At 62.4% G+C, this 21,377-nt stretch carries 22 protein-coding genes; 12 read left to right on the forward strand and 10 right to left on the reverse strand.

Annotated features, from left to right (window positions below):
* Positions 1–22: 22 nt before the first annotated feature.
* From flgD to flgB, 3 genes are read right to left on the reverse strand one after another with little or no spacing between them, the layout of a single operon-like run.
* Entirely contained in the window at positions 23–727 is a 705-nt protein-coding gene (flgD, locus tag ACXHGZ_RS14305; protein WP_480460342.1) for a flagellar hook assembly protein FlgD, read from the reverse strand.
* A gap of 15 nt (positions 728–742) precedes the next feature.
* On the reverse strand, positions 743–1,186 hold the full coding sequence (flgC, locus tag ACXHGZ_RS14310; RefSeq protein ID WP_084858254.1) for a flagellar basal body rod protein FlgC: 444 nt from the start codon (positions 1,184–1,186) through the stop codon (positions 743–745).
* A 2-nt stretch (positions 1,187–1,188) separates the two neighbouring features.
* Positions 1,189–1,596, reverse strand: coding sequence for a flagellar basal body rod protein FlgB (flgB, locus tag ACXHGZ_RS14315; protein ID WP_480460343.1), 408 nt, complete (start codon positions 1,594–1,596; stop codon positions 1,189–1,191).
* A 404-nt stretch (positions 1,597–2,000) separates the two neighbouring features.
* Between flgB and ACXHGZ_RS14320 the strand changes: the two genes are divergently transcribed.
* From ACXHGZ_RS14320 to ACXHGZ_RS14335, 4 genes are all read left to right on the forward strand, one after another.
* On the forward strand, positions 2,001–3,347 hold the full coding sequence (locus ACXHGZ_RS14320) for a DUF6861 domain-containing protein (RefSeq protein WP_480460344.1): 1,347 nt from the start codon (positions 2,001–2,003) through the stop codon (positions 3,345–3,347).
* A 10-nt stretch (positions 3,348–3,357) separates the two neighbouring features.
* Positions 3,358–3,975: a GAD-like domain-containing protein gene (locus ACXHGZ_RS14325; protein WP_480460345.1), complete on the forward strand. Its 618-nt coding sequence runs from the start codon at positions 3,358–3,360 to the stop codon at positions 3,973–3,975.
* A 146-nt stretch (positions 3,976–4,121) separates the two neighbouring features.
* Positions 4,122–4,745 carry a GAD-like domain-containing protein gene (locus ACXHGZ_RS14330; RefSeq protein WP_480464060.1) on the forward strand — a complete coding sequence of 208 codons (624 nt, stop codon included), beginning with the start codon at positions 4,122–4,124 and terminating at the stop codon, positions 4,743–4,745.
* Complete coding sequence (locus ACXHGZ_RS14335) at positions 4,745–4,924, forward strand: T6SS immunity protein Tdi1 domain-containing protein (protein ID WP_480460346.1); 180 nt, start codon at positions 4,745–4,747, stop codon at positions 4,922–4,924. Before ACXHGZ_RS14330 ends, ACXHGZ_RS14335 begins: the two co-directional genes overlap by 1 nt.
* 29 nt (positions 4,925–4,953) lie before the next feature.
* On the opposite strand, the gene cheR is transcribed toward ACXHGZ_RS14335, so the two are convergent.
* Positions 4,954–5,781: a protein-glutamate O-methyltransferase CheR gene (gene cheR / locus ACXHGZ_RS14340; RefSeq protein ID WP_084858256.1), complete on the reverse strand. Its 828-nt coding sequence runs from the start codon at positions 5,779–5,781 to the stop codon at positions 4,954–4,956.
* 51 nt (positions 5,782–5,832) lie between these two features.
* Positions 5,833–6,762 carry a chemotaxis protein CheV gene (locus tag ACXHGZ_RS14345; protein WP_084858257.1) on the reverse strand — a complete coding sequence of 310 codons (930 nt, stop codon included), beginning with the start codon at positions 6,760–6,762 and terminating at the stop codon, positions 5,833–5,835.
* Between the two features lie 63 nt (positions 6,763–6,825).
* Between ACXHGZ_RS14345 and flgA the strand changes: the two genes are divergently transcribed.
* From flgA to ACXHGZ_RS14365, 4 genes are all read left to right on the forward strand, one after another.
* Positions 6,826–7,578, forward strand: a complete 753-nt coding sequence (flgA, locus tag ACXHGZ_RS14350) for a flagellar basal body P-ring formation chaperone FlgA (protein ID WP_480460347.1) — start codon at positions 6,826–6,828, stop codon at positions 7,576–7,578.
* 229 nt (positions 7,579–7,807) lie between these two features.
* On the forward strand, positions 7,808–8,119 hold the full coding sequence (gene flgM, locus ACXHGZ_RS14355; RefSeq protein WP_480460348.1) for a flagellar biosynthesis anti-sigma factor FlgM: 312 nt from the start codon (positions 7,808–7,810) through the stop codon (positions 8,117–8,119).
* A gap of 48 nt (positions 8,120–8,167) precedes the next feature.
* The gene (locus tag ACXHGZ_RS14360; protein WP_480460349.1) at positions 8,168–8,635 is read left to right on the forward strand and encodes a flagella synthesis protein FlgN; all 468 of its coding nucleotides are present in this window, start codon (positions 8,168–8,170) and stop codon (positions 8,633–8,635) included.
* Positions 8,636–8,715: 80 nt separating this feature from the next.
* Positions 8,716–9,459, forward strand: a complete 744-nt coding sequence (locus ACXHGZ_RS14365; protein ID WP_480460350.1) for a flagellar brake protein — start codon at positions 8,716–8,718, stop codon at positions 9,457–9,459.
* A gap of 304 nt (positions 9,460–9,763) precedes the next feature.
* On the opposite strand, the gene ACXHGZ_RS14370 is transcribed toward ACXHGZ_RS14365, so the two are convergent.
* From ACXHGZ_RS14370 to bkdR, 3 genes are all read right to left on the reverse strand, one after another.
* Positions 9,764–11,116 carry an MFS transporter gene (locus ACXHGZ_RS14370; protein ID WP_480460351.1) on the reverse strand — a complete coding sequence of 451 codons (1,353 nt, stop codon included), beginning with the start codon at positions 11,114–11,116 and terminating at the stop codon, positions 9,764–9,766.
* A gap of 131 nt (positions 11,117–11,247) precedes the next feature.
* Positions 11,248–12,489: a glutamine synthetase family protein gene (locus ACXHGZ_RS14375; RefSeq protein ID WP_480464061.1), complete on the reverse strand. Its 1,242-nt coding sequence runs from the start codon at positions 12,487–12,489 to the stop codon at positions 11,248–11,250.
* A gap of 625 nt (positions 12,490–13,114) precedes the next feature.
* Entirely contained in the window at positions 13,115–13,603 is a 489-nt protein-coding gene (bkdR, locus tag ACXHGZ_RS14380; RefSeq protein ID WP_196146849.1) for a Bkd operon transcriptional regulator BkdR, read from the reverse strand.
* A 197-nt stretch (positions 13,604–13,800) separates the two neighbouring features.
* Between bkdR and ACXHGZ_RS14385 the strand changes: the two genes are divergently transcribed.
* From ACXHGZ_RS14385 to lpdA, 4 genes are read left to right on the forward strand one after another with little or no spacing between them, the layout of a single operon-like run.
* Positions 13,801–15,033, forward strand: a complete 1,233-nt coding sequence (locus ACXHGZ_RS14385; RefSeq protein ID WP_084858264.1) for a 3-methyl-2-oxobutanoate dehydrogenase (2-methylpropanoyl-transferring) subunit alpha — start codon at positions 13,801–13,803, stop codon at positions 15,031–15,033.
* Between the two features lies 1 nt (position 15,034).
* Positions 15,035–16,093, forward strand: a complete 1,059-nt coding sequence (locus tag ACXHGZ_RS14390; RefSeq protein ID WP_084858265.1) for an alpha-ketoacid dehydrogenase subunit beta — start codon at positions 15,035–15,037, stop codon at positions 16,091–16,093.
* Positions 16,094–17,371, forward strand: coding sequence for a dihydrolipoamide acetyltransferase family protein (locus tag ACXHGZ_RS14395; RefSeq protein WP_480460353.1), 1,278 nt, complete (start codon positions 16,094–16,096; stop codon positions 17,369–17,371).
* 2 nt (positions 17,372–17,373) lie between these two features.
* Positions 17,374–18,753, forward strand: coding sequence for a dihydrolipoyl dehydrogenase (gene lpdA, locus ACXHGZ_RS14400; protein ID WP_480460354.1), 1,380 nt, complete (start codon positions 17,374–17,376; stop codon positions 18,751–18,753).
* A gap of 101 nt (positions 18,754–18,854) precedes the next feature.
* On the opposite strand, the gene ACXHGZ_RS14405 is transcribed toward lpdA, so the two are convergent.
* Positions 18,855–19,853, reverse strand: coding sequence for a sensor domain-containing diguanylate cyclase (locus ACXHGZ_RS14405; RefSeq protein ID WP_480460355.1), 999 nt, complete (start codon positions 19,851–19,853; stop codon positions 18,855–18,857).
* Positions 19,854–20,053: 200 nt separating this feature from the next.
* Complete coding sequence (locus ACXHGZ_RS14410; RefSeq protein WP_480460356.1) at positions 20,054–21,367, reverse strand: c-type cytochrome; 1,314 nt, start codon at positions 21,365–21,367, stop codon at positions 20,054–20,056.
* Positions 21,368–21,377: the final 10 nt, after the last annotated feature.

Genomic DNA, 21,377 nt, shown 5'->3' on the forward strand with positions numbered 1-21,377 from the left:
CCTTGTGCCGCGCTAGCCGGCCTTAGATACCAATGGTTTGCACGCTGGAAAGGGAAACTTTGCCGAGCCCGGCCAGGTTGAGCATCATCTCGCCATTGGGGTTGATGCTGACGCTGGTGACCTTGGCCGGCAGCAGGGTGGACAACTGCACCGCCTTGCCATCCACCGTGGTGGTGGCGGCGAAGCTGTAGGTACCAGGATCGACTTTCTCGCCCTTCTCGTTGGTGCCGTCCCAGATGAAGTCGGCATAACCGGCCTTCTGTTCGCCCAACTCGATGGTCTTGACGACGTTGCCGTCCTTGTCCTTGATGGTGACCTTCGCCTCGCCCACACTTTGCGGCACGACGATCTGGCCATTGAAGCTCTCGGCGGTATCGACCACGGCCTTGTCGTTCTGCACGACCACCGAGCGCCCGACCAGCGATGAGGCCTGCAGCGCCTGGGACGAACCCAGCGCACCGGCAATGGAGTTGACGGTGCTGTTGAGCGTGGTGATGCCCTCCAGGCTGCTGAACTGCGCCAACTGCGCCACGAACTCGCTGTTGTCCTGCGGGTCGAGCGGATTCTGGTGCTGCATCTGGGTCACCAGCAATTGCAGGAACGCATCCTTGCCCAGCGCATTCTTGTCGGCGGGCTCGGCCGTGGTTTTCTTGGTGGTGCCCGTGCTCACACCCGAAGCCGACAGGACGTCGTTCAGGTTCACACCACTGGTGCTATCGATAGCCATGGTCCGTATTCCTTATCACTGACCCAGGGTCAGGACCTTCTGCATCATGGTCTTGGCAGTATTCATCAGTTCGGCGTTGGTCTGGAACGCACGGCTGGCGGAGATCATGTCGGCCATCTCCTCCACCACATTGACGTTCGGGTAGTAGACGTAGCCGTCCTTGTTCGCCGCTGGGTGGTTGGGCTCGTAGCGCGCCTCGAGGTTGCTCTGGTCCTCGACAATGCCCATCACCTGTACGCCCTGCCCCGCCTCGCCCTGGTCCTGGAACAGCGACTGGCCGGCACCATCCTGGGCCTGCTGGAAGGTGGTGGCGAACACTGGGTGGCGTGCGCGGTAGGTCTGGTCGATGCTCGAGGACACGGTCTCGGCGTTGGCGATGTTCGAGGCAACGGTGTTGAGGCGGGTGTTCTGCGCACTCATGCCGCTACCGGCAATGTTGAAGACACTGGCAAGGGACATGGTCACTCTCCGCGCAGGGCCGAAATCAGCCCTTTGAATTTACTGTTGAGCAGGGTGAAGCTGGCCTGGAAGCCAATGGCGTTCTCTGCGTAGTTCGACTGCTCGATCTGCGCATCGACGGTGTTCTGGTCGATCGAAGGCTGCATCGGCGTGCGGTACTTGAGGGTGTCATCGCCCATGGCCAAGCCCTGGGCCTCGATGTGCCGGGTATTGGTACGGTCCAGGGCGATGCGGCCGTCCTGCTGCTTGGCCGTCTCGGCGGCGAGCACCGCCGAGAAATCCATGTCGCGCGCCTTGTAGTTGGGCGTGTCGGCGTTGGCGATGTTGTTGGCCAGGACCTCGGCGCGCTGGGCGCGGAAGCTCAATGCCTGCTCATGGATGCCGAGCGCCTTGTCGAAGCTGATGCTCATGTCTGGGAAACCTTCGAAGGTTGACCGGAAGAATCGTGAGCAGGCTAGAGCAAGGTTTGTGCCAAGCGACAGGGACCCAGTAAAACCGGAGGTTTGGGGCGCGGGTGGCAAAGCGGGATGCCAGAAAAGCGGCAAAGTGCTTCCGCCTGGTGAAGGGAAAGCGGCAATCGCGTGGTGGCAAAAGCGGCAAAACAAAAAATTGACACCAATTGAGGCCATGGTCGAACCACGCACAGCTTGAAGCTCAGGGTCTGGGCGAACCAGATCGCTCTCGAGCTATACCATCGACGATTTTGTCGGCGATTTCAGTGAAGTTTGCGAATTATCCCACAAGCCACACGGAAATGATCACCATTTTTTCGTGATGTGATTTCCCCCTGCACACGCTGTCAGGGAGACACCACATGTTTCTGGGCCACTACATACCCTCGTGGCAGGAAATCGAGTCACGCATCATCAATGAAATGGGCTATCAAGGAGGCGCCCATTTTCGCACGCACCTCAACGAACAGGTCGCCTCGCTGGCGCTCAACCTACGCCGGGTCAGAGCCGTTCAGTCGGCCTTCGACCAGGCTGAATGGCAAGCTGCACGTATGCTGCGCCAACGCTTCGCCGACCTCGAAATCGCCAGCATCGTCGACGAACTGCTCATCGTCGTGAGGCAGATGGCGATGATCGTCGCCAGCGGCGTCATCACCGGCGGCGCCATTGGTGCAGGAATAGGCGTATTGGGTGCAGGAGCGGGCGCCATTCCCTTTGCCGGCGCGGGCGCGGCGATGGGTCTTAAGGTCAGCGGCTGGATCCTCGGCGTACTGGGGCTGGCGTCCATCGCCGAATTTTTCATCGACGGCCTGCCACGCATCGGCGAGTACTACCTCGATGGCATCTGCATAGCCTGGAAAGGTACGCGTGGTGACGAAGGTCTGAGCCCATTCAGCCAGGACGACCCACATGCGGTATCCCGAGCCGCCCATCATATTGCCCTGGGCCATGTAGAAGTCGTGGTGTTGCTACTGGGCGCGATTGTGTCCTACCTCACGCGCGGGCGAGGCGACGCCCGGGTGCTGGCGCAGGAGATGGCGGCCAGCCGCAAAGGTGCGCGGCTGGGGCAATGGATGCTCAAGCATGAAGAAGGGTTGAAGAAACGGCCGGATCTGCAGGTGCCGGAGCGGCGCAAGGGGGCGGTGGATGAGCCGCAACCGATACAGCCTAATCGGCCGGGAGGGAAAGATAAGGAGCCATCCACGGGTAAGCCCGGTAGCATGCCGTTGCATACGGTGGCCTGCTTCAAGGCGGACAAATTGCCAGTATCCAAGCATGCCGAGTTTGAGCGGCAGCTGAAAGGGCAGCAGGAAGGGTTGAACCGGCTGACGGTTGAGGAATTTCTCGAGAATATTGCCAACCCCGTAAAACGGAGCCCTAGCGCGGCAAAAAGAGCGCGAAAAGAGCTGGAAGAGGCACTGACCCAGCGACTGGAAGAAGAGTTACAGGAATCAATGGGTTATAGAGCTGCAAAAGCAGAAGCTGCTAAGAGAGCAAAGAAAACCATGGCAAGCCTTGCAGCCCTGCATAACCCTGACCTTGTAGCCGGCGGGAAAGATGTCATTGCTGATTTTGGAGATCGGCAGGTCAACTCAAGTATCGGACCACAATGGAAGACCAAGGTCGAGAACCTAAGAAATGCCGCAGCGGCAGTACCAGAATCCTCTCGTGGTAAAACGTTGATAAATGTAAATCTTCACAAATGCTAGGAGACAATACATGGATGAGGCTTTTTCTGTTTTTCTAGAAGAGTTTGGAAATACCATCGAGCGCCGAGAAGTCCCAGTATCGAGCATTCAGCGCTATCGCGGGACACTGCCTGATCAGCTACTGGAGTATTGGAGCGAGCATGGATGGTGCGGTTATGGCGATGGGATTTTCTGGATGGTCAACCCACAAGAGTATAATGGCGTTGTAGCATCCTGGCTTGAAGGCACCGCGCTCGAAACCATCGACAACTATCACGTGATTGCCAGAAGCGCCTTTGGAGACTTGTATCTCTGGGGAGAGAAGACAGGCGCATCACTCAAAATCACGAGCGTGCTTTCGCGCTACAGAGTTCATGACTCCATTTACGTTGGAAACAAAATGAACAAAGGGGTGAAGGCCTTCATGGCATCCAAGCGGGTAGATACCAACGACTACGGTGGCCTATTCAAGCCGGCTCGACAAAAACTTGGCCAGCTAGGCCCTGACGAGATGTATGGTTTCATCCCCGCCATCATGCTTGGCGGCCCTGATAATCTTGAACACTTGGCGAAAGTAAAAATCGTGGAGCACTTGATGCTTCTATCGCAAATATCCGAACTCAAGCCATTCGCCCTTCCCGACTTTTAGGCAATTTATCTTCAAGCACAGCCTTCCCGTATCGACCAGCAATGGACCAAGCGCCGTCAGGCGCTTGGGACCTATGCATGATGGGATTCCCCCTGCACACGCTGCCAGGGAGGCACCTCATGTACCGCTAACGCGAGGAAACCAAAATAGATAAAATATTTGCCAAATTCATTAAAAACTTCGGCCTACCGATTGACCGCCGGGAAGTACCTACCTCCACAATCGAAAGATACAGAGACAAGCTTCCTTCCAAGCTCTTGGAATATTGGTCCGAACATGGATGGGGAGGCTATGGAGAGGGCATATTCTGGCTGGTCAACCCACAAGAGTATGACGCCGTAGTTTCCTGCTGGATTGCAGGCACCGCATTTTACTCACATGACAACTATCACTTGATTGCAAGAAGCGCTTTTGGAGACTTATATCTATGGGGCGAAAAAACTGGATTCGCACTGGAAATAGCAAGCTTTAGCTCTCAGTACGTTTTCTATAAAACTGATTTTACAAAAGAACAGCTCAACTCCGAACTTCAAGGATTTATCCTATCAAGAAAAGTCGACTCAAATGATTTCAATCACCTTTTCAATCCCGCCAGAGAAAAGCTTGGCAGACTTAAACATGATGAGATGTACGGCTTTTTCCCTGCACTCATGCTGGGTGGCTCCGACTCCCTGCAGCACCTTCAAAAAGTCAGCGCCGTTGAGCACTTGGTCTTTCTTGCGCAACTGGCAGACCTGCAGCCTTTTCCCTTCTCCGAGCAACCTGATTGATGCTGCAACCATTCAATGAAGTAGCACTATCACGGACCAAGCGCCGTCAGGCGCTTGGCACCTATATGATGGGCGGGCCTAGCCAAGTGGAGCATCTCGAAAAGGTCAAGGCCGTAGAGCACCTACTTTTCCTTTCACAGCTCACTGAACTCGAGCCTTACAGCTTCTCTGACTTCTGAAGCTGAAAACCTCATAACCTCTACCTACCTCACTTCGCCTGGTAGATGATCCCCGGGCTGCACTGCACCATCTGGTAGTGGTCCGGCAAGCCGTTGAGCGCCTCGGACGCGCCGAGGAACAGGTAGCCACCGGGCTTGAGGGTGCTGTGGATGCGCAGCAGGATGTCCTTCTTGACCTGGGCCGAGAAGTAGATCAGCACGTTGCGGCAGAACACGATGTCGAACTTGCCCAACGCCGCGTAGCTGTCGAGCAGGTTGAAGGAGCGGAACTCCACCCGGCTGCGAATCGGCGCCTTGACCGCCCAGCGGCCCGGGCCCTTGGTGTCGAAGTAGCGCTGCAGGCGCTCCTGGGACAGGCCGCGGCCGATGGCCAGGCTGTCGTATTCGCCGGTCTTGCAGTTGGTCAGCATCGACCCGGACAGGTCGGTGGCGACGATCTGCGCGCCCATCTTCAACTGGCCCAGGTTGCTGCGCTCGAACTCATCGATGGCCATGGAGATCGAGTACGGCTCTTGCCCCGAGGAGCAGGCCGCCGACCAGATACGCAGGCGCTGGCCGGGGTTGTTCTTGATGAACTCCGGGATGACCTTGTTCTTGAGCACCTCGAAGGGGTAAGTGTCGCGGAACCACAGGGTCTCGTTGGTCGTCATGGCGTCGACCACCTGCTCGCGTAAACCGCCCCGTGGCTGGCTCTGGATACGCTGCACCAACTCGCCCAACGACTTGATGCCCTGCTGCTCCATCAGTTTGTTGAGACGGCTGGAGACCAGGTACTGCTTATTCTCGCCCAGCAAGATGCCACAGGCTTTCTCCAGGAAGACCCGGAACTGTTCGAAATCCAAATTACCCGTAGACAATGCTGCCGCCTCTTTCCAATCACTGGTGCCGGGGGCTGGCCCCCGGCGGTTTCAATGCGTCGCCTTGATCCGGTCGACCACCCGCTGGGCCAGGTCGTCCGGCTTGAACTTGGCCAGGAAGTCATCGGCACCGACCTTCTTGACCATCGCCTGGTTGAAGACGCCGGACAGCGAAGTATGCAGCACGATGTGCAACTTTTGCATGCGTGGATCGCTGCGAATCTCCGCGGTCAGGGTATAGCCGTCCATCTCCGGCATTTCAATGTCGGAGATCATCATCAGGAATTCTTCATCCGGGCGCTTGCCCTCTTCCACCAGCTTGTGCAGGTAGTCCAGGGCCTGGCGGCCGTCGTTGAGCGCCACCACCTCGACACCCACCGCCTGCAGGCAGCGGCTGACCTGCTTGCGCGCAACCGACGAGTCGTCGACCGTGAGCACCCGCAGCATCACTGCCTTGTCTTGCACCTCGGCATCGATCACCCCGGCAGAAATGGCCTCGGAGGCTGGCGACACCTCGGCCAGCACCTTCTCTACGTCGACGATCTCCACCATGCGGTTGTCCACGCGGGTGACCGCCGTCAGGTAGTGGTCGCGACCGGTACCCTTGGGTGGCGGGTGGATCTCTTCCCAGTTCATATTGACGATGCGTTCGACCGAATGCACCAGAAAGCCCTGGGTCTTGGTGTTGTACTCGGTGATGATCACGAAGCTGTTGCGTGTTTCTTCCCGCAGGCCGGGCAAGCCTGTCGCCATCGACAGGTCGAGGATGGGAATGGTTGCCCCGCGGATGTTCGCCACGCCACGCACCACCGGGTGGGACTTGGGCATCACGGTCAGTTCCGGGCACTGCAGCACTTCCCGCACCTTGAATACGTTGATGCCATAGAGCTGTTCGCCATTGAGGCGGAACAGCAACAGCTCCAGGCGATTCTGCCCCACCAGTTGCGTACGCTGGTTGACCGAATCCATGACTCCAGCCATGCCAGACTCCTCTAGTTCTCGCCTATGTACCGAATCGGCACGGGCTTTGCTTTTTTGAGCGCCATGTATATGAAAACGACATTTTTCCGACGTCTGACGCGCCTGCTGGGCGGCTCGCTGGCCATGATCTGCCTGCTGGCCCCCGGCAACCGAGCGCTGGCCGATGCGGTTACCTTGCCTGAACAGCTTATCGGCGTCACCCAAGGGTTTCTTGAATTCACCGTGGAGGACTACCTGGCCACCAGCCAGACGCCGGGCCGCTACGAGATCCAGGTCAACACCCTCGACCCGCGCCTGCGCATGCCGGCATGCAGCCAACAGCTGGACGCTTCGCTGGAGAGCCCAGCACAGCCGCTGGGCAGGGTCACGGTACGGGTGCGCTGCGCCGGCAGCGCGCCGTGGACGGTATTCGTGCCAGCCCAGGTGCGCTTGTTCCGCGACGTGGTGGTGATGGCGCGCCCGCTCAAGCGCGAAAGCGTCATCGGCGAAGGCGATGTGAGCCTGCGGGAACGGGACGTGGGCACGCTCAACCAAGGCTTTCTCACCGATCTGGACCAGGCCGTGGGCATGAAGCTGCTGCGCCCGACCGTGCTGGACCAGGTGCTCACGCCACAGCACCTGGAACAAGCCGAGGTGGTGCGTAAGGGCGACCACGTGGTGATCATCGCCCGCAGCGGCAGCCTGAGCGTGCGCATGCCGGGCGAAGCCTTGAGCAAAGGCGGCCTGTCGGAGCAGATCCGCGTGCGCAACCTCAACTCCAAGCGGGTGGTCAAGGCACGAGTGACCGGGCCAGGCCAGGTCGAGGTGGCCATGTAGTATTGGGCCTGCCAAGGCTCTAGTCCCTGTAGGAGCGGGCTTGCCCCGCGATTGGCCTTGCCAGGGAAACGCCATGAAGGCTGGCGACAAGGAACTGCTTTTCCTAGACTGTGTCAGAAAACGGGTTATGTGAACTTGCGCACAGGCGCCGACAAATTCGCGCCTAAAGTTTTTTTCGGGTTGGCCGAAAACAAGGCAAGCGTCCAAATTCCCAGAGGTTTCTACAATCATGGTCATCGACTTCAGTCGTTTGAATAATGCGCCATCCATCATCGGTGGCGTTCGCGGCAATACCGCGACCGGCAACGCCGAGAAGGCCAGCGAGACCGGCCAGGCCGCCAAGCCCGGCGCCAGCGGAGAAGCCGTACATCTCAGCCAGGAGGCCCAGCAGTTGCAGAAGATCAGCGACCAGCTGCGTGATCAACCTGAAGTCAACAGCGCCCGCGTGGCCCAGTTGAAACAGGCCATCGCAGACGGTAGCTACAAGGTCGATGCCGAGCGGGTCGCCAGCAAACTGCTTGATTTCGAAGCCCAGCGCTGACCCTTTGGGGCGCTGACTTCAAAGGACGTAACGAGCCAAGAGCCAGCCATGCACGACACCACCCTGCTGCAACTGATCGAAGACGACATCGCGCCGACCCAAGAGCTGCTCGAACTGCTCGAGAAGGAAACCGTCGCCCTGCATGGCCGCGATATGCTGCTGCTGGAACATATCCTGGCACGCAAGCAGTCGCTGATCGTCTTGCTCGAGCAGCAGGGCATGCGACGGAACCAGTTGCTCACCGGGCTCGGTTTCTCCGCTGATCGCGCGGGCGTGCAAGCTCTGGCCGCACAATCGACCATTGGCGAGCTCCTGCTGCAACGACTGGACGCCCTCGCTCAACTGATGGATGCCTGCCAGGCCGCCAACGCGACCAATGGCCGGGTCATCCAGGTGCAACAGCTCGCCACCGCCAACCAGATCCGCATCCTCAACGGCGGCGACTCCCCCTCGCTCTACGACAGCCGTGGCACCACCTCGCCCATGGCCAAGGCACGGGCTATCAGCCAAGTGTGATTACCGCTATCAAGGCACGGAACATACTGGCAAAATGCCGTTACTTGCGTGTGTCGTTTTTGCCTGGAGATTGAAAACCCGTGTTCAATGAAACCGATGCCCCGCAACCGCCGAAGGTGCTGACCACGCCTTTGGAGATCGCGGCCAACCTGCGCCAGCTGCAAGATAGCCATGATCCCTTGATCATCACCTTCCACGAGCGCAGCCAGCGGTTCCAGAGCTACGTGGTACACGTGGACCGTGACAGCAATACCCTGGCGCTGGATGAGATGATTCCGCGCGACGGGGAAAAATACATCGAGAACGGCGAACCGTTCCGCATCGAAGGTTTCCATGACGGGGTGCGCATCGCCTGGGATTGCAACATCGCACCGACCATCACCGAGATCAACGGCCACCGCTGCTACCGCAGCGCCCTGCCCAGCGAAGTGACCTACCACCAACGGCGCAACGCCTTCCGCGCCGCGCTCAAGCTGTCGCAGCTGGTCGATATCGTGCTCGACGGCGAAAAGCTCAAGGGCAAGGGCGCCCTGCGCGGCAAGCTGCTGGATATCTCCGCCACCGGTTGCAAGCTGCGCTTCGAGGGCAATGTCGAAGAACGCCTGCAACTGGGCCAGGTCTACGAGCGCTTTGCCGCTGCGGCCCCGCTGGGTATCCCGCAAGCGATGGTGGAGTTGCGCCACTTGCACTTCGAGGAGCGCGCCAATACCACGTTCGCCGGGGTACGCTTTCACAACCTCAATGGCCAACTGCAGCGCAAGGTCGAGAGCTTCGTGTACCAATTGCAGCGTGAGGCACGGCGGTTCGACAAAGACGACTATTGATCGTGGGGAATAACAACACCCATTGGGTGTAATGCTGTTCACTTGACAGCTTTGGTGCCTGCGAGATCGAGCGCCGCCCGCGCGGCGCATCGCGAGCTGCGCTCGCTCCTACGTTTGTTTCGGGCCAGTTCATCCTGCGGGATTTTCGCGCGGGCGCTTTGGTGTATGGCTTGATGTCGTGTCGTACGAACCAAGCGGTCGCGCGCGCCTGTCACAGGCGATACTGGCCGTAAACAAACGTAGGAGCGAGCGCAGCTCGCGATGCGCCGCGCGGGCGGCGCTCGATCTCACAAGCACCATCCACCTAAAGACCTGTACGCTCCTTATCGACCTCCGCCTGCGGCTCGGCCTCTTCGGCCTTGGCCTTCTGTTCCTCAGCCTCGGTATCCTCCGCGGCCACCGGTGCCTGCATCACCTCCTGCACGGTCGCCTCATCCACCCGCGGGTCGAGCGCTGCCGACAACGGCGAACCGGCTGCCGGCATGGCCACGTGGCCCAGTGGCGCGTCCTGCACCTGGTGCAACCCGGTGACCGCCTTCGGCCGGATCCGCCACACCAGCACCAGGGCGAAGAACAGGAAGAAGGCGTACAGCATCTGCGGCCCCAACGCTTTCATCAGCACCCCCGCCGCCAGCGGCCCGATACAGGCCCCTACGCCGTAGGTCACCAGCAACATGGCCGTCAACGAGACACGCCGCTCGCTTTCGACATGGTCGTTGGAAAACGCGACCGCCAACGGATACAGGCAGAACTGCAGCAGCGAAATCACGAAACCGATGGCGAACAGCAACTCCAGCGGCACGCTGGGCAGCACCGCCAGCGGCAATGCAGCCAGCGCCAGGCCGATCGAGACACTACGGATCAGCACGGCTCGGTCGTAGCGGTCCGACAGCCAACCGAGCGGCCACTGCACCACCAACCCCGCGAAGATGCAGCTACCCATGAACAAACCGATCTGCTCGGTGGACAGCCCCTGTTTGGCCGCATACAAGGGCGCCAGGCCGTAGAAAGAACCGACGATCAGGCCCGAGCCCAGCACCGTGGACAAGGACTGGGGTACCCGTTTGAGGAAGAACTTCGGCTCCATCGGCGCCGGACGCAACGGTGCCGGGTGGATACGCCGGGTCATCGCCACCGGCACCAGGCACAAGGCAAAACACATGGCCACCAGCATCAGCAGTTCAGGGCCAAGCTCCGGATGCACCACCAGGATCAGCTGGCCGAGTACCAGGCCCAGGTAGGAGGCGATCATGTAGCCACTGAACACCGCCCCGCGGTGCTTCACATCGGCCTGCTCGTTGAGCCAGCTCTCGATGACCATGTACTGGCACATCATCCCCAGGCCGACGATCATCCGCAGCCCTACCCAGACCGGCAACCAGTTGGTCATGCCATGCCCGAGCACGGCGGCGCACACGATGCCGGCGCAAGTGGCATAGGCGCGTATGTGCCCGACCCGGCCGATCAGCCGGTGGCCGATCTTGCCGCCCACCGCCAGGCCGAAATAGTTGGCGGCCATCAAGGCGCCGACCCAGAGGCTGTCCACATGGTCGGCGGCCAGACGCAGGGCCAGGTAGGTACTGAGCAGGCCCGAGCCGATCAGCATCATCAAGGCAGCGAAATACAGCGACTGAAACGGCTTCCAGATGTTGCGCATACGTCCCGTCGAACTCCTTGGGTCAGATGGCGTTGGCTTGCAGGCAAGCATAAAAGCAAAATTGCCGCAGCGCAGGCCCCTCGTAGCGAAATAACGCAACAGGGGCGCGTCCAGTGCCGGTCGTGTCGCGATCAGGCCTGTGCCGCCAGTACCCGTCGTTCCCAGGGGGTGATTTCGTCTAGGAAATCGGTCAGCTCCAAGGCCTTGGTGGCAATGTAGCCTTCGATGAACTCGCCACCGAACAGTTCCCGCGCCACTGCGCTGCACTTGAGCCGCTCCAGCGCGGCATGCAGCGTGCACGGCAGGCTCAGGTGCTCCGGCACGTCGAACTCCCCCTGGATCGCGGGCGTTGGCTGCAGGCCTTGCTCGATACCGTGCAGGCCGGCAGCCAGGCTCGCGGCGATGGCCAGGTACGGGTTGGCATCGGCGCCAGGCAGGCGGTTCTCCACCCGCCGCGCCACAGGCGAACTGGCCGGGATGCGCAGGCCGGCGGCACGGTTGTCTTCGGACCAGCAGGCATTGTTGGGCGAGGCGTATGGGTGGCACAGGCGCTGATAGGAATTGACGTTGGGGGCGAACAACGCGGTGAAGTCGGCCATGCACGCCTGAAGGCCACCGATGAACTGGTAGAAGGTCGCCGTTGGCTGCCCCGCTTCGTCGCTGAACACGTTACGGCCGCTGCCGATCTCCACCAGGCTCTGGTGGATGTGCATGGAGCTGCCCGGGGTCCGTGCCAGCGGCTTGGCCATGCACACCACCGTCAGGCCGTGCCTGAGCGCCACCTCCTTGAGCAGGTGCTTGAACAGGAAGGTCTGGTCGGCCAGCAACAGCGGGTCGCCATGCAACAGGTTGATCTCGAACTGGCTGACACCCATCTCGTGCATGAAGGTGTCACGGGGCAGACCAAGCGCGGCCATGCACTGGTAGACCTCGTTGAAGAACGGGCGCAGGCCATTGTTGGAGCTGACGCTGAAGGCCGAGTGGCCAAGCTCGCGGCGGCCGTCCTTGCCCACTGGAGGCTGGAACGCCTGGCCTGGGTCGGCATTGGGCGCGAAGACAAAGAATTCGAGCTCCGTGGCCACCACCGGGGCCAAGCCAAGGGCAGCATAGCGGGCGATCACTGCCTTGAGTTGACCGCGGGTGGAAAGCCCGGACGGCACGCCGTCGAGCTCCACCGCATCGCAGATGGCCAGGGCCCGGGGCTCGTCGCTCCAGGGCAGGCGGTGAATCTGCGCAGAGTCGGCCACCAGGGCCAGGTCACCGTCGTCGCTGCCATAGAAGCGCGCCGGCGGATAGCCGCCCATGATGCATTGCAGCAATACACCCCGTGCCATCTGCAGGCGACGCCCCTCGAGAAAGCCTTCGGCGGTCATCACCTTGCCGCGGGGTACGCCGTTGAGGTCGGGGGTGACGCATTCGATCTCGTCGATGCCGGTCAAGCGCTCGGCGAGTGAGCGCAGGGCTTGGGTCTTCATGACGCTGTCCTTGTTGTTGTGTGCTCGTCGGGCACAACATAGGCGCTGGATGTTGAAAATATCAAGCAAGACACAGCATCAATGTAGAAATTTATTAACACCCCACGATGTTCGCTGCCTGCGCGGGCCACTCTAAGCCCTCAAACGGTGGAACCAGACGCAAGGAGCCGCTTTGCGGCCTATCGCAGGCTCCACCAGCCCTCATAGAACAACGCATGACCATTTGATTTGCGGCACCCTAATGTGGGAGCGGGCTTGTCCCGCGATTTGGCCGGGCCCGATATCACCGTCGCCTGGCAAGGGCTTCGCCCTTGATCGCGGGACAAGTCGGACCGCCGCACCGCCGCTCCCACAGGGGCAGCATTGGCCGCTTGTTCTCTGCGCGACAGCGCAGCCCGAAGGGCGGGGTAATCTCCCACGAAGCAAGCGGAGCCTGGGCCGTATTGGCACGGCTGGGAAAACCAACCGAAGGCAATTTGAGCTTGTCCAGTACCATAGAATTTCCCACAGGCCGGTGCAGATCTCACGACTCGCGCAAGGTCATGCCATTGGCCGGCAGCGGCAGCGCGGTCTTGTAGCGCACCTGCTTGAGGGCAAAGCTCGAACGGATATTGGCCACCCCCGGCAACCGTGTCAGGTAGTCCAGGAACCGCTCCAGCGCCTGGATGCTCGGCAGCAGCACGCGCAGCAGGTAGTCGGGGTCACCGGTCATCAGGTAGCACTCCATCACCTCGGGCCGCTCGGCGATTTCTTCCTCGAAGCGGTGCAGCGACTGCTCCACCTGCTTCTCCAGGCTCACATGGATGAACACGTTCACGTCCAGCCCCAGCACCTCGGGCGCCAGCAGGGTCACTTGCTGACGGATGACCCCCAACTCCTCCATGGCCTTTACCCGGTTGAAGCAAGGCGTCGGCGACAGGTTCACCGAGCGGGCCAGCTCTGCGTTGGTGATGCGGGCGTTTTCCTGGAGGCTGTTGAGAATGCCGATATCCGTACGATCGAGTTTGCGCATGAGACAAATTCACCGGTTTTTTGTGTTTATGCGGAATGTTTATCTGGCCCGTCCGGCAAAGGCAATCAACTTGAGAGAAAAATTCTCTGGCCATCCCCCTATGATGTATTTAGCGCTGACTTACCAGTCACAAGCCGGTACTCAGCGGCGACCGCTTCAAAGCTCACAAAAACAACATTCGAGCGAGCGTAAAAGGCATGAACGAGTACGCCCCCCTGCAGCTGCATGTGCCCGAGCCTACCGGCCGGCCAGGCTGCCAGACCGATTTTTCCTACCTGCGTCTGAACGACGCCGGTCTTGTCCGTAAACCTCCTGTCGATGTGGAGCCCGCCGACACCGCGGACCTCTCCTATAGCCTGATTCGCGTCCTGGACGAGCACGGCAACGCCGTCGGCCCCTGGGCCGAGGACATCGACCCGCAGGTCCTGCGCCAAGGCATGCGCGCCATGCTCAAGACGCGGATCTTCGACAACCGCATGGTCGTCGCCCAGCGCCAGAAGAAGATGTCCTTCTACATGCAGAGCCTGGGCGAGGAAGCCATCGGCAGCGCCCAGGCCCTGGCGCTGCAATACACTGACATGTGCTTCCCGACCTACCGCCAGCAGAGCATTCTGATGGCCCGGGACGTCTCCCTGGTCGAGATGATCTGCCAGCTGCTGTCCAACGAGCGCGACCCGCTCAAGGGCCGCCAGCTGCCGATCATGTACTCGGTGCGCGAAGCCGGTTTCTTCACCATCAGCGGCAACCTGGCCACCCAGTTCGTGCAGGCGGTCGGCTGGGCCATGGCCTCGGCGATCAAGGGCGACACCAAGATCGCCTCGGCCTGGATCGGCGACGGCGCCACCGCCGAGTCGGACTTCCACACCGCCCTGACCTTCGCCCACGTCTACCGCGCCCCGGTGATCCTCAACGTGGTCAACAACCAATGGGCCATCTCCACCTTCCAGGCCATCGCCGGGGGTGAATCGACCACCTTCGCCGGCCGTGGCGTGGGTTGCGGCATCGCTTCGCTGCGGGTCGACGGCAACGACTTCATCGCGGTCTACGCCGCCTCGCGCTGGGCCGCCGAACGCGCCCGCCGTGGCCTGGGCCCGACCTTGATCGAATGGGTCACCTACCGCGCAGGCCCGCACTCGACCTCCGACGACCCGTCCAAGTACCGCCCGGCCGACGACTGGAGCCACTTCCCACTGGGCGACCCGATCGCGCGTCTGAAGCAGCACCTGATCGCCAGCGGCCATTGGTCCGAGGAAGAACACCAGGCGGTCACCGCCGAGCTCGAGGCCGAGATCCTCAAGGCCCAGAAGGAAGCCGAGCAGTACGGCACCCTGGGCAATGGCCACATCCCGAGTGCCGCCTCGATGTTCGAGGACGTGTACAAGGAAATGCCCGAACACCTGCGCCGCCAACGCCAGGAACTGGGGGTCTGAGATGAACGATCACAACAACAGCATCCATCTGGAATCCGCCATGTCCACCACCACCATGACCATGATCCAGGCCCTGCGCTCGGCCATGGACATCATGCTCGAGCGCGACGACAACGTGGTGATCTACGGCCAGGACGTCGGCTACTTCGGCGGCGTGTTCCGTTGCACCGAAGGCTTGCAGGCCAAGTACGGCAAGTCGCGGGTGTTCGACGCGCCGATTTCCGAAAGCGGCATCGTCGGCACCGCCGTGGGCATGGGCGCCTATGGCCTGCGCCCGGTGGTGGAGATCCAGTTCGCCGACTACTTCTACCCGGCCTCCGACCAGATCGTCTCGGAGATGGCCCGTCTGCGCTACCGCTCGGCCGGCCAGTTCACCGCCCCGCTGACCCTGCGCATGCCCTGTGGCGGCGGTATCTACGGCGGCCAGACCCACAGCCAGAGCCCGGAGGCGATGTTCACCCAGGTCTGCGGCCTGCGTACGGTGATGCCGTCCAATCCCTATGACGCCAAGGGCCTGCTGATCGCCGCCATCGAATGCGACGACCCGGTGATCTTCCTGGAGCCCAAGCGCCTGTACAACGGCCCGTTCGACGGACACCACGACCGCCCGGTGACGCCGTGGTCCAAGCACCCGCAGAGCGCGGTACCCGACGGCTACTACCAGGTCCCGCTGGACAAGGCTGCCATTGCTCGCCCAGGCAACGACGTGACCGTGCTGACCTACGGCACCACGGTGTACGTGTCCCAGGTGGCCGCCGAGGAGACCGGCGTCGACGCCGAGGTCATCGACCTGCGCAGCCTGTGGCCGCTGGACCTGGACACCATCGTCGAGTCGGTCAAGAAGACCGGCCGCTGCGTGGTGGTCCACGAGGCCACCCGTACCTGCGGCTTCGGCGCCGAACTGGTGTCGCTGGTCCAGGAGCATTGCTTCCATCACCTCGAGGCGCCGATCGAGCGCGTCACTGGCTGGGACACCCCCTACCCTCACGCACAGGAATGGGCGTACTTCCCCGGCCCTTCGCGGGTAGGTGCGGCATTGAAACGGGTCATGGAGGTCTGAATGGGCACGCACGTCATCAAGATGCCGGACATCGGCGAAGGCATCGCACAGGTCGAGTTGGTGGAATGGTTCGTCAAGGTCGGCGATGTGATCGCCGAGGACCAGGTGGTGGCCGATGTCATGACCGACAAAGCCACCGTGGAAATCCCCTCGCCGGTCAGCGGCAAGGTGTTGGCCCTGGGCGGCCAGCCAGGTGAGGTAATGGCGGTCGGCAGCGAGCTGATCCGCATCGAAGTCGAAGGCGGCGGCAACCACGTGGATGCACCGCAGGCCAAGTCGGTCGAAGCCGTCGCGGCCCCTGCCCCGGCCCCGGTCGCCGAGCCACCGCGCAGCGAACCTCAAGTGCTGGCCAGCCAGCCTGCCAGCACCAGCGCCGCCGCGCCCATCGTGCCGCGCCAGGCCAGCGACAAGCCTCTGGCCTCCCCGGCCGTGCGCAAGCGCGCCCTGGATGCCGGTATCGAGCTGCGCTACGTGCACGGCAGCGGCCCGGCCGGGCGCATCCTGCATGAAGACCTCGATGCCTTCATCAGCAAGCCCCACAGCAGCGCCGGCCAAGCGCCGAGCGGCTACGCCAGGCGTACCGACAGCGAGCAGGTGCCGGTCATCGGCCTGCGCCGCAAGATCGCCCAGCGCATGCAGGACGCCAAGCGCCGCGTCGCTCACTTCAGCTACGTCGAGGAAATCGACGTCACCGCCCTGGAAGCCCTGCGCCAGCAGCTCAACCAGAAGCACGGCGAAAGCCGCGGCAAGCTGACCCTGCTGCCGTTCATCGTGCGCGCCATGGTCGTGGCCCTGCGCGATTTCCCGCAGATCAACGCCACCTATGACGACGAAGCCCAGGTCATCACCCGGCATGGCGCGGTGCATGTAGGCATCGCCACCCAGGGCGACAATGGCCTGATGGTGCCGGTGTTGCGCCATGCCGAAGCCGGCAGCTTGTGGAGCAACGCCGCCGAGATCGCCCGCCTGGCCAACGCCGCGCGCAACAACAAGGCCAGCCGCGACGAGCTGTCGGGCTCGACCATCACCCTGACCAGCCTCGGCGCACTGGGCGGTATCGCCAGCACGCCAGTGGTCAACACGCCGGAAGTGGCCATCGTCGGGGTCAACCGCATGGTCGAACGGCCGGTGGTGATCGACGGCCAGATCGTCGTGCGCAAGATGATGAACCTGTCCAGTTCCTTCGATCACCGTGTGGTCGATGGCATGGATGCCGCCCTGTTCATCCAGGCCGTACGTGGCCTGCTGGAACAGCCCGCCTGCCTGTTCGTGGAGTGAGCATGCAACAGATCCTCAATACCACCCTGTTGATCATCGGTGGCGGCCCTGGCGGCTACATCGCCGCCATTCGCGCCGGCCAGCTGGGCATCCCCACCGTGCTGGTCGAAGGCCAGGCGCTGGGCGGAACCTGCCTGAACATCGGCTGCATCCCGTCCAAGGCGCTGATCCATGTGGCCGAGCAGTTCCACCAGGCCAGCCGCCTCGATGACACCTCCCCCCTGGGCATCAGCGTGTCCGCACCGCGCCTGGACATCGCCCGCAGCGTGGCCTGGAAGGACGGCATCGTCGATCGCCTGACCAGCGGCGTCGCTGCGCTGCTGAAGAAGAACGGCGTGAAGGTGATCCACGGCTGGGCCAGGATTCTCGACGGCAAGAACGTCGAGGTCGATGGCCAGCGTATCCAGTGCGAACACCTGCTGCTGGCCACCGGCTCCACCAGCGTGGAACTGCCGATGCTGCCGCTGGGCGGCCCGGTGATCTCTTCCACCGAGGCCCTGGCGCCCAAGGCCCTGCCCCAGCATCTGGTGGTGGTTGGCGGCGGCTATATCGGCCTGGAGCTGGGCATTGCCTACCGCAAGCTAGGCGTGCAGGTCAGCGTGGTGGAAGCCCGCGAGCGGATCCTGCCGACCTACGACGCCGAGCTGACCCAGCCGGTTGCCGAGTCGGTGAAGAAACTAGGCATCGCCCTGCACCTGGGCCACAGCGTCGAAGGCTACGAGAACGGTTGCCTGCTGGCCAACGACGGCCAGGGCGGGCAACTGCGCCTGGAGGCCGACCAGGTGCTGGTCGCGGTCGGTCGTCGTCCGCGCACCCAGGGCTTCAACCTTGAATGCCTGAACCTGAAGATGAACGGCGCGGCACTGGCCATCGATGAACGCTGCCAGACCAGCATGCGCAACGTCTGGGCCATTGGCGATGTGGCCGGCGAGCCGATGCTGGCGCACCGGGCCATGGCCCAGGGCGAAATGGTCGCGGAAATCATCGCCGGCAAGGCGCGGCGTTTCGAGCCGGCTGCAATTGCCGCGGTGTGCTTCACCGACCCGGAAGTGGTGGTGGTCGGCAAGACCCCGGAGCAAGCCAGCCAGCAAGGCCTGGACTGCATCGTCACGCAGTTCCCCTTCGCTGCCAATGGCCGGGCCATGACCCTGGAAGCGAAAAGCGGCTTCGTGCGCGTGGTGGCCCGCCGTGACAACCACCTGATCCTCGGCTGGCAGGCCGTAGGGGTGGCGGTTTCAGAGCTGTCCACTGCCTTCGCCCAATCCCTGGAGATGGGCGCACGGCTGGAGGATGTCGCCGGCACCATCCATGCCCACCCGACCCTGGGCGAAACGGTCCAGGAGGCGGCTCTGCGAGCCCTGGGCCACGCCCTGCATATCTGACACTGAAGCGGCGACGGCCGATTTGACCCGCTGCGCCCCAGGCGCTGCGGGTCTTTTTTGTCCGGCTTTGCAAGCCCGCTCCTACAGGGGGCGGCTGCAGCTCATTCGAAAATGGTGTTCTTGCCCGCTGCCTTGGCCCGGTACAGCGCCCGGTCAGCCCGCGCCAGCAGGTCGTGCTGGTCTTCAGCGTCCTGCCAGCGCACCACGCCGAAGCTCATGGTCAACCGGCAATCGCCGATCGGCTCCACCGCTTCCATGGCCTGGCGGATCGCGCCTGAAATCTCCAATGCCTGCTCCACCGGCGTTTGCGGCAACACGGCGACGAACTCGTCACCCCCCCAGCGCGCCAGCAGGTCCTGAGGGCGCAGACAACCCCGGATGCATTCGACCACCTCCACTAGCGCCGCATCCCCGCGGGCATGGCCGTAGCGGTCGTTGATCGGCTTGAAGTCATCCAAGTCCATGACGATCAGCGACAACGGCTGGCGGAAGCGCCGGGCCCGTTCGCATTCCTGCTGCAGGGTCTTCTCCAGGCGATAGCGGTTGGCGGTGCGGGTCAGCGCGTCGCGCTCGGCCAGCTCCAGGTTCTCCTCGAGCTGGCGTTGCAGTTGCTGGTTGACCCATGACAGCTCCCGGGTGCGCTCGGCCACCAGGGTTTCCAAGGAGTGGTTCTTCTGCTGCAGCTCGATCACCAGGCGCTTGCCGGCATCGATGTTGCGGTGCGCGCCGAGCATGCGCGCCACCGAGCCATCCTCGTTGCGGGCGATGATATGGCCGCTGTCCTCGATCCACAGGTAACTGCCGTCCTGGCAACGGCAACGGTATTCGATGCGGTAGCGCTCGTTGCGCTGGTTGATGTAGGCCTCGAAGTGGGCCATTACCCGGGGGTAGTCCTCCGGGTGGATGACGCTTTCCCAGGTGAGCACGGTGTTGGCCATGGAATGGCTTTCGTAGCCGAGCATGGCGTACCAGCCGGGGTTGCGGTAGACGTACCCGGAATTGGCATCCCAATCCCAGATACCGTCGCTGATCAGCTCGAACAAGGTATGCAGCTGCTGCTCGCTGAAACCGGCGGGCACCGGCTTTGGCTCCTGACTCATGACACGCTCCCTGGCTCCCCTCGGTGGCAAGCATAGCTGCACCGCACAGCCCTGCGGATAGCCCGGCAGGCCGCTTTCGTGCCTTTGCAAGCCCAAGCCTGTACACCTGTAACGTTCATGGAACTGCGGCCCAGGCCACTCCCCACCCTGTGTAGGAGCGGCCTTGTGCCGCGAAAGGGCCGCGCAGCGGCCCTCAAGGTTCAAGGTTCCTCGACCCCCGTGGTATCACCGATCAACGACTCGGCCTTGAGCACAGGCGCCGGCTGCTTGCGCAGGCTCGCCACCTGGGCTGCGGTCACCGCACCGGCCTGGTTGCCCCAGCTGCTGCGGATGAAGTTGACCACATCGGCCACTTGCTGGTCGTTCATCCGCCAGGCGAAGGCCGGCATGGTGAAAGTCGACGGCGCCGTCTGCGTGGCAGGCAAGGTGCCGCCTTCGAGGACGATGTGGATCAGCGAAGTGGCATCTTCGCCTTGCAGCACCGGGTTGCCGGCAAGGGCCGGGAACACCCGCGCGTAGCCCTTGCCATCGGTGCGGTGGCAGGCAGCGCAGTTGTCCACGTAGAGCGCGGCACCGGGCTTGGCGTCGTCGCCCTTCCACAACGCATCGGCGACCTGGCGATCCTCCTGGAACGGCTTGTCGTCCGGGTTCACCGGCGGCAAGGTCTTCAGGTAGCGGGCGATGGCGCTGAGGTCGGCGTCGCTCATGTACTGCATGCTGTGCTCGACCACATCGCTCATGCCGCCGAAGACCGCCGTGCGCTCGTTGCGCCCGGTCTTGAGGAATGCCACGATCTGCGCCTCGCTCCAGCTGCCCAGGCCATCTTTGTGATCGCCCCGCAGGCTCTTGGCGATCCAGCCTTCCAGCGGCGCGCTGCCGGCCAGGTAGGCATCACCATCGTCGGCATCCAGCGCTTTTTCCTGCATGGTCAGCGCCCGCGGCGTATGGCAGGCGCCACAATGGCCCAGGCCTTCGACCAGGTAGGCCCCGCGGGCCACCACCGGGTCACGTTCACCGGCCTCGAACGGCTTGACCTCAGGTGCGAACAGCCCGCGCCAGAACGCCAGCGGCCAGCGCATGCTCAGCGGCCAGGGGATGTCGCTGTCCTTGTTGGCCTGCTCCACCGGCTGCACGCCGTGCATGAAGTAGGCATAGAGCGCTTGCATGTCCTCGTCGCTGACCCGCGCATAGGACGGGTATGGCATGGCCGGGTACAAGGTACTGCCATCGAGCCCGATGCCCTGGCGTACGGCACGCTCGAAGTCCTCGTAGCTGTAGTCGCCGATACCGCTCGGGTCCGGGGTGATGTTGGTGGAATAGAGCGTGCCGATGGGGGTCTCCATGGGCAGGCCGCCGGCGAACGGCTTGCCGCCCTTGGCGGTATGGCAGGCCACGCAGTCGCCGGCGCGGGCCAGGTATTCGCCCTTCTTGACCAGGGCCGGGTCGGCCGCATCGGCGGCGTGCAACAGGGTACTGGCGCCCAGGCAGAGGGCGGCGGTCAACAATCGTTTCATGGTCGGCCTC

The sequence above is a fragment of the Pseudomonas shiyinii genome (assembly GCF_056725765.1).

Coding starts and splice junctions, on each gene's coding strand:
- flgD (WP_480460342.1), bottom strand. CDS start 727: ATGGCTATCGATAGCACCAGTGGTGTGAACCTGAACGACGTCCTGTCG.
- flgC (WP_084858254.1), bottom strand. CDS start 1,186: ATGTCCCTTGCCAGTGTCTTCAACATTGCCGGTAGCGGCATGAGTGCG.
- flgB (WP_480460343.1), bottom strand. CDS start 1,596: ATGAGCATCAGCTTCGACAAGGCGCTCGGCATCCATGAGCAGGCATTG.
- ACXHGZ_RS14320 (WP_480460344.1), top strand. CDS start 2,001: ATGTTTCTGGGCCACTACATACCCTCGTGGCAGGAAATCGAGTCACGC.
- ACXHGZ_RS14325 (WP_480460345.1), top strand. CDS start 3,358: ATGGATGAGGCTTTTTCTGTTTTTCTAGAAGAGTTTGGAAATACCATC.
- ACXHGZ_RS14335 (WP_480460346.1), top strand. CDS start 4,745: ATGCTGCAACCATTCAATGAAGTAGCACTATCACGGACCAAGCGCCGT.
- ACXHGZ_RS14345 (WP_084858257.1), bottom strand. CDS start 6,762: ATGGCTGGAGTCATGGATTCGGTCAACCAGCGTACGCAACTGGTGGGG.
- flgA (WP_480460347.1), top strand. CDS start 6,826: ATGTATATGAAAACGACATTTTTCCGACGTCTGACGCGCCTGCTGGGC.
- flgM (WP_480460348.1), top strand. CDS start 7,808: ATGGTCATCGACTTCAGTCGTTTGAATAATGCGCCATCCATCATCGGT.
- ACXHGZ_RS14360 (WP_480460349.1), top strand. CDS start 8,168: ATGCACGACACCACCCTGCTGCAACTGATCGAAGACGACATCGCGCCG.
- ACXHGZ_RS14370 (WP_480460351.1), bottom strand. CDS start 11,116: ATGCGCAACATCTGGAAGCCGTTTCAGTCGCTGTATTTCGCTGCCTTG.
- ACXHGZ_RS14375 (WP_480464061.1), bottom strand. CDS start 12,489: ATGACCGCCGAAGGCTTTCTCGAGGGGCGTCGCCTGCAGATGGCACGG.
- bkdR (WP_196146849.1), bottom strand. CDS start 13,603: ATGCGCAAACTCGATCGTACGGATATCGGCATTCTCAACAGCCTCCAG.
- ACXHGZ_RS14385 (WP_084858264.1), top strand. CDS start 13,801: ATGAACGAGTACGCCCCCCTGCAGCTGCATGTGCCCGAGCCTACCGGC.
- ACXHGZ_RS14390 (WP_084858265.1), top strand. CDS start 15,035: ATGAACGATCACAACAACAGCATCCATCTGGAATCCGCCATGTCCACC.
- ACXHGZ_RS14395 (WP_480460353.1), top strand. CDS start 16,094: ATGGGCACGCACGTCATCAAGATGCCGGACATCGGCGAAGGCATCGCA.
- lpdA (WP_480460354.1), top strand. CDS start 17,374: ATGCAACAGATCCTCAATACCACCCTGTTGATCATCGGTGGCGGCCCT.
- ACXHGZ_RS14405 (WP_480460355.1), bottom strand. CDS start 19,853: ATGAGTCAGGAGCCAAAGCCGGTGCCCGCCGGTTTCAGCGAGCAGCAG.
- ACXHGZ_RS14410 (WP_480460356.1), bottom strand. CDS start 21,367: ATGAAACGATTGTTGACCGCCGCCCTCTGCCTGGGCGCCAGTACCCTG.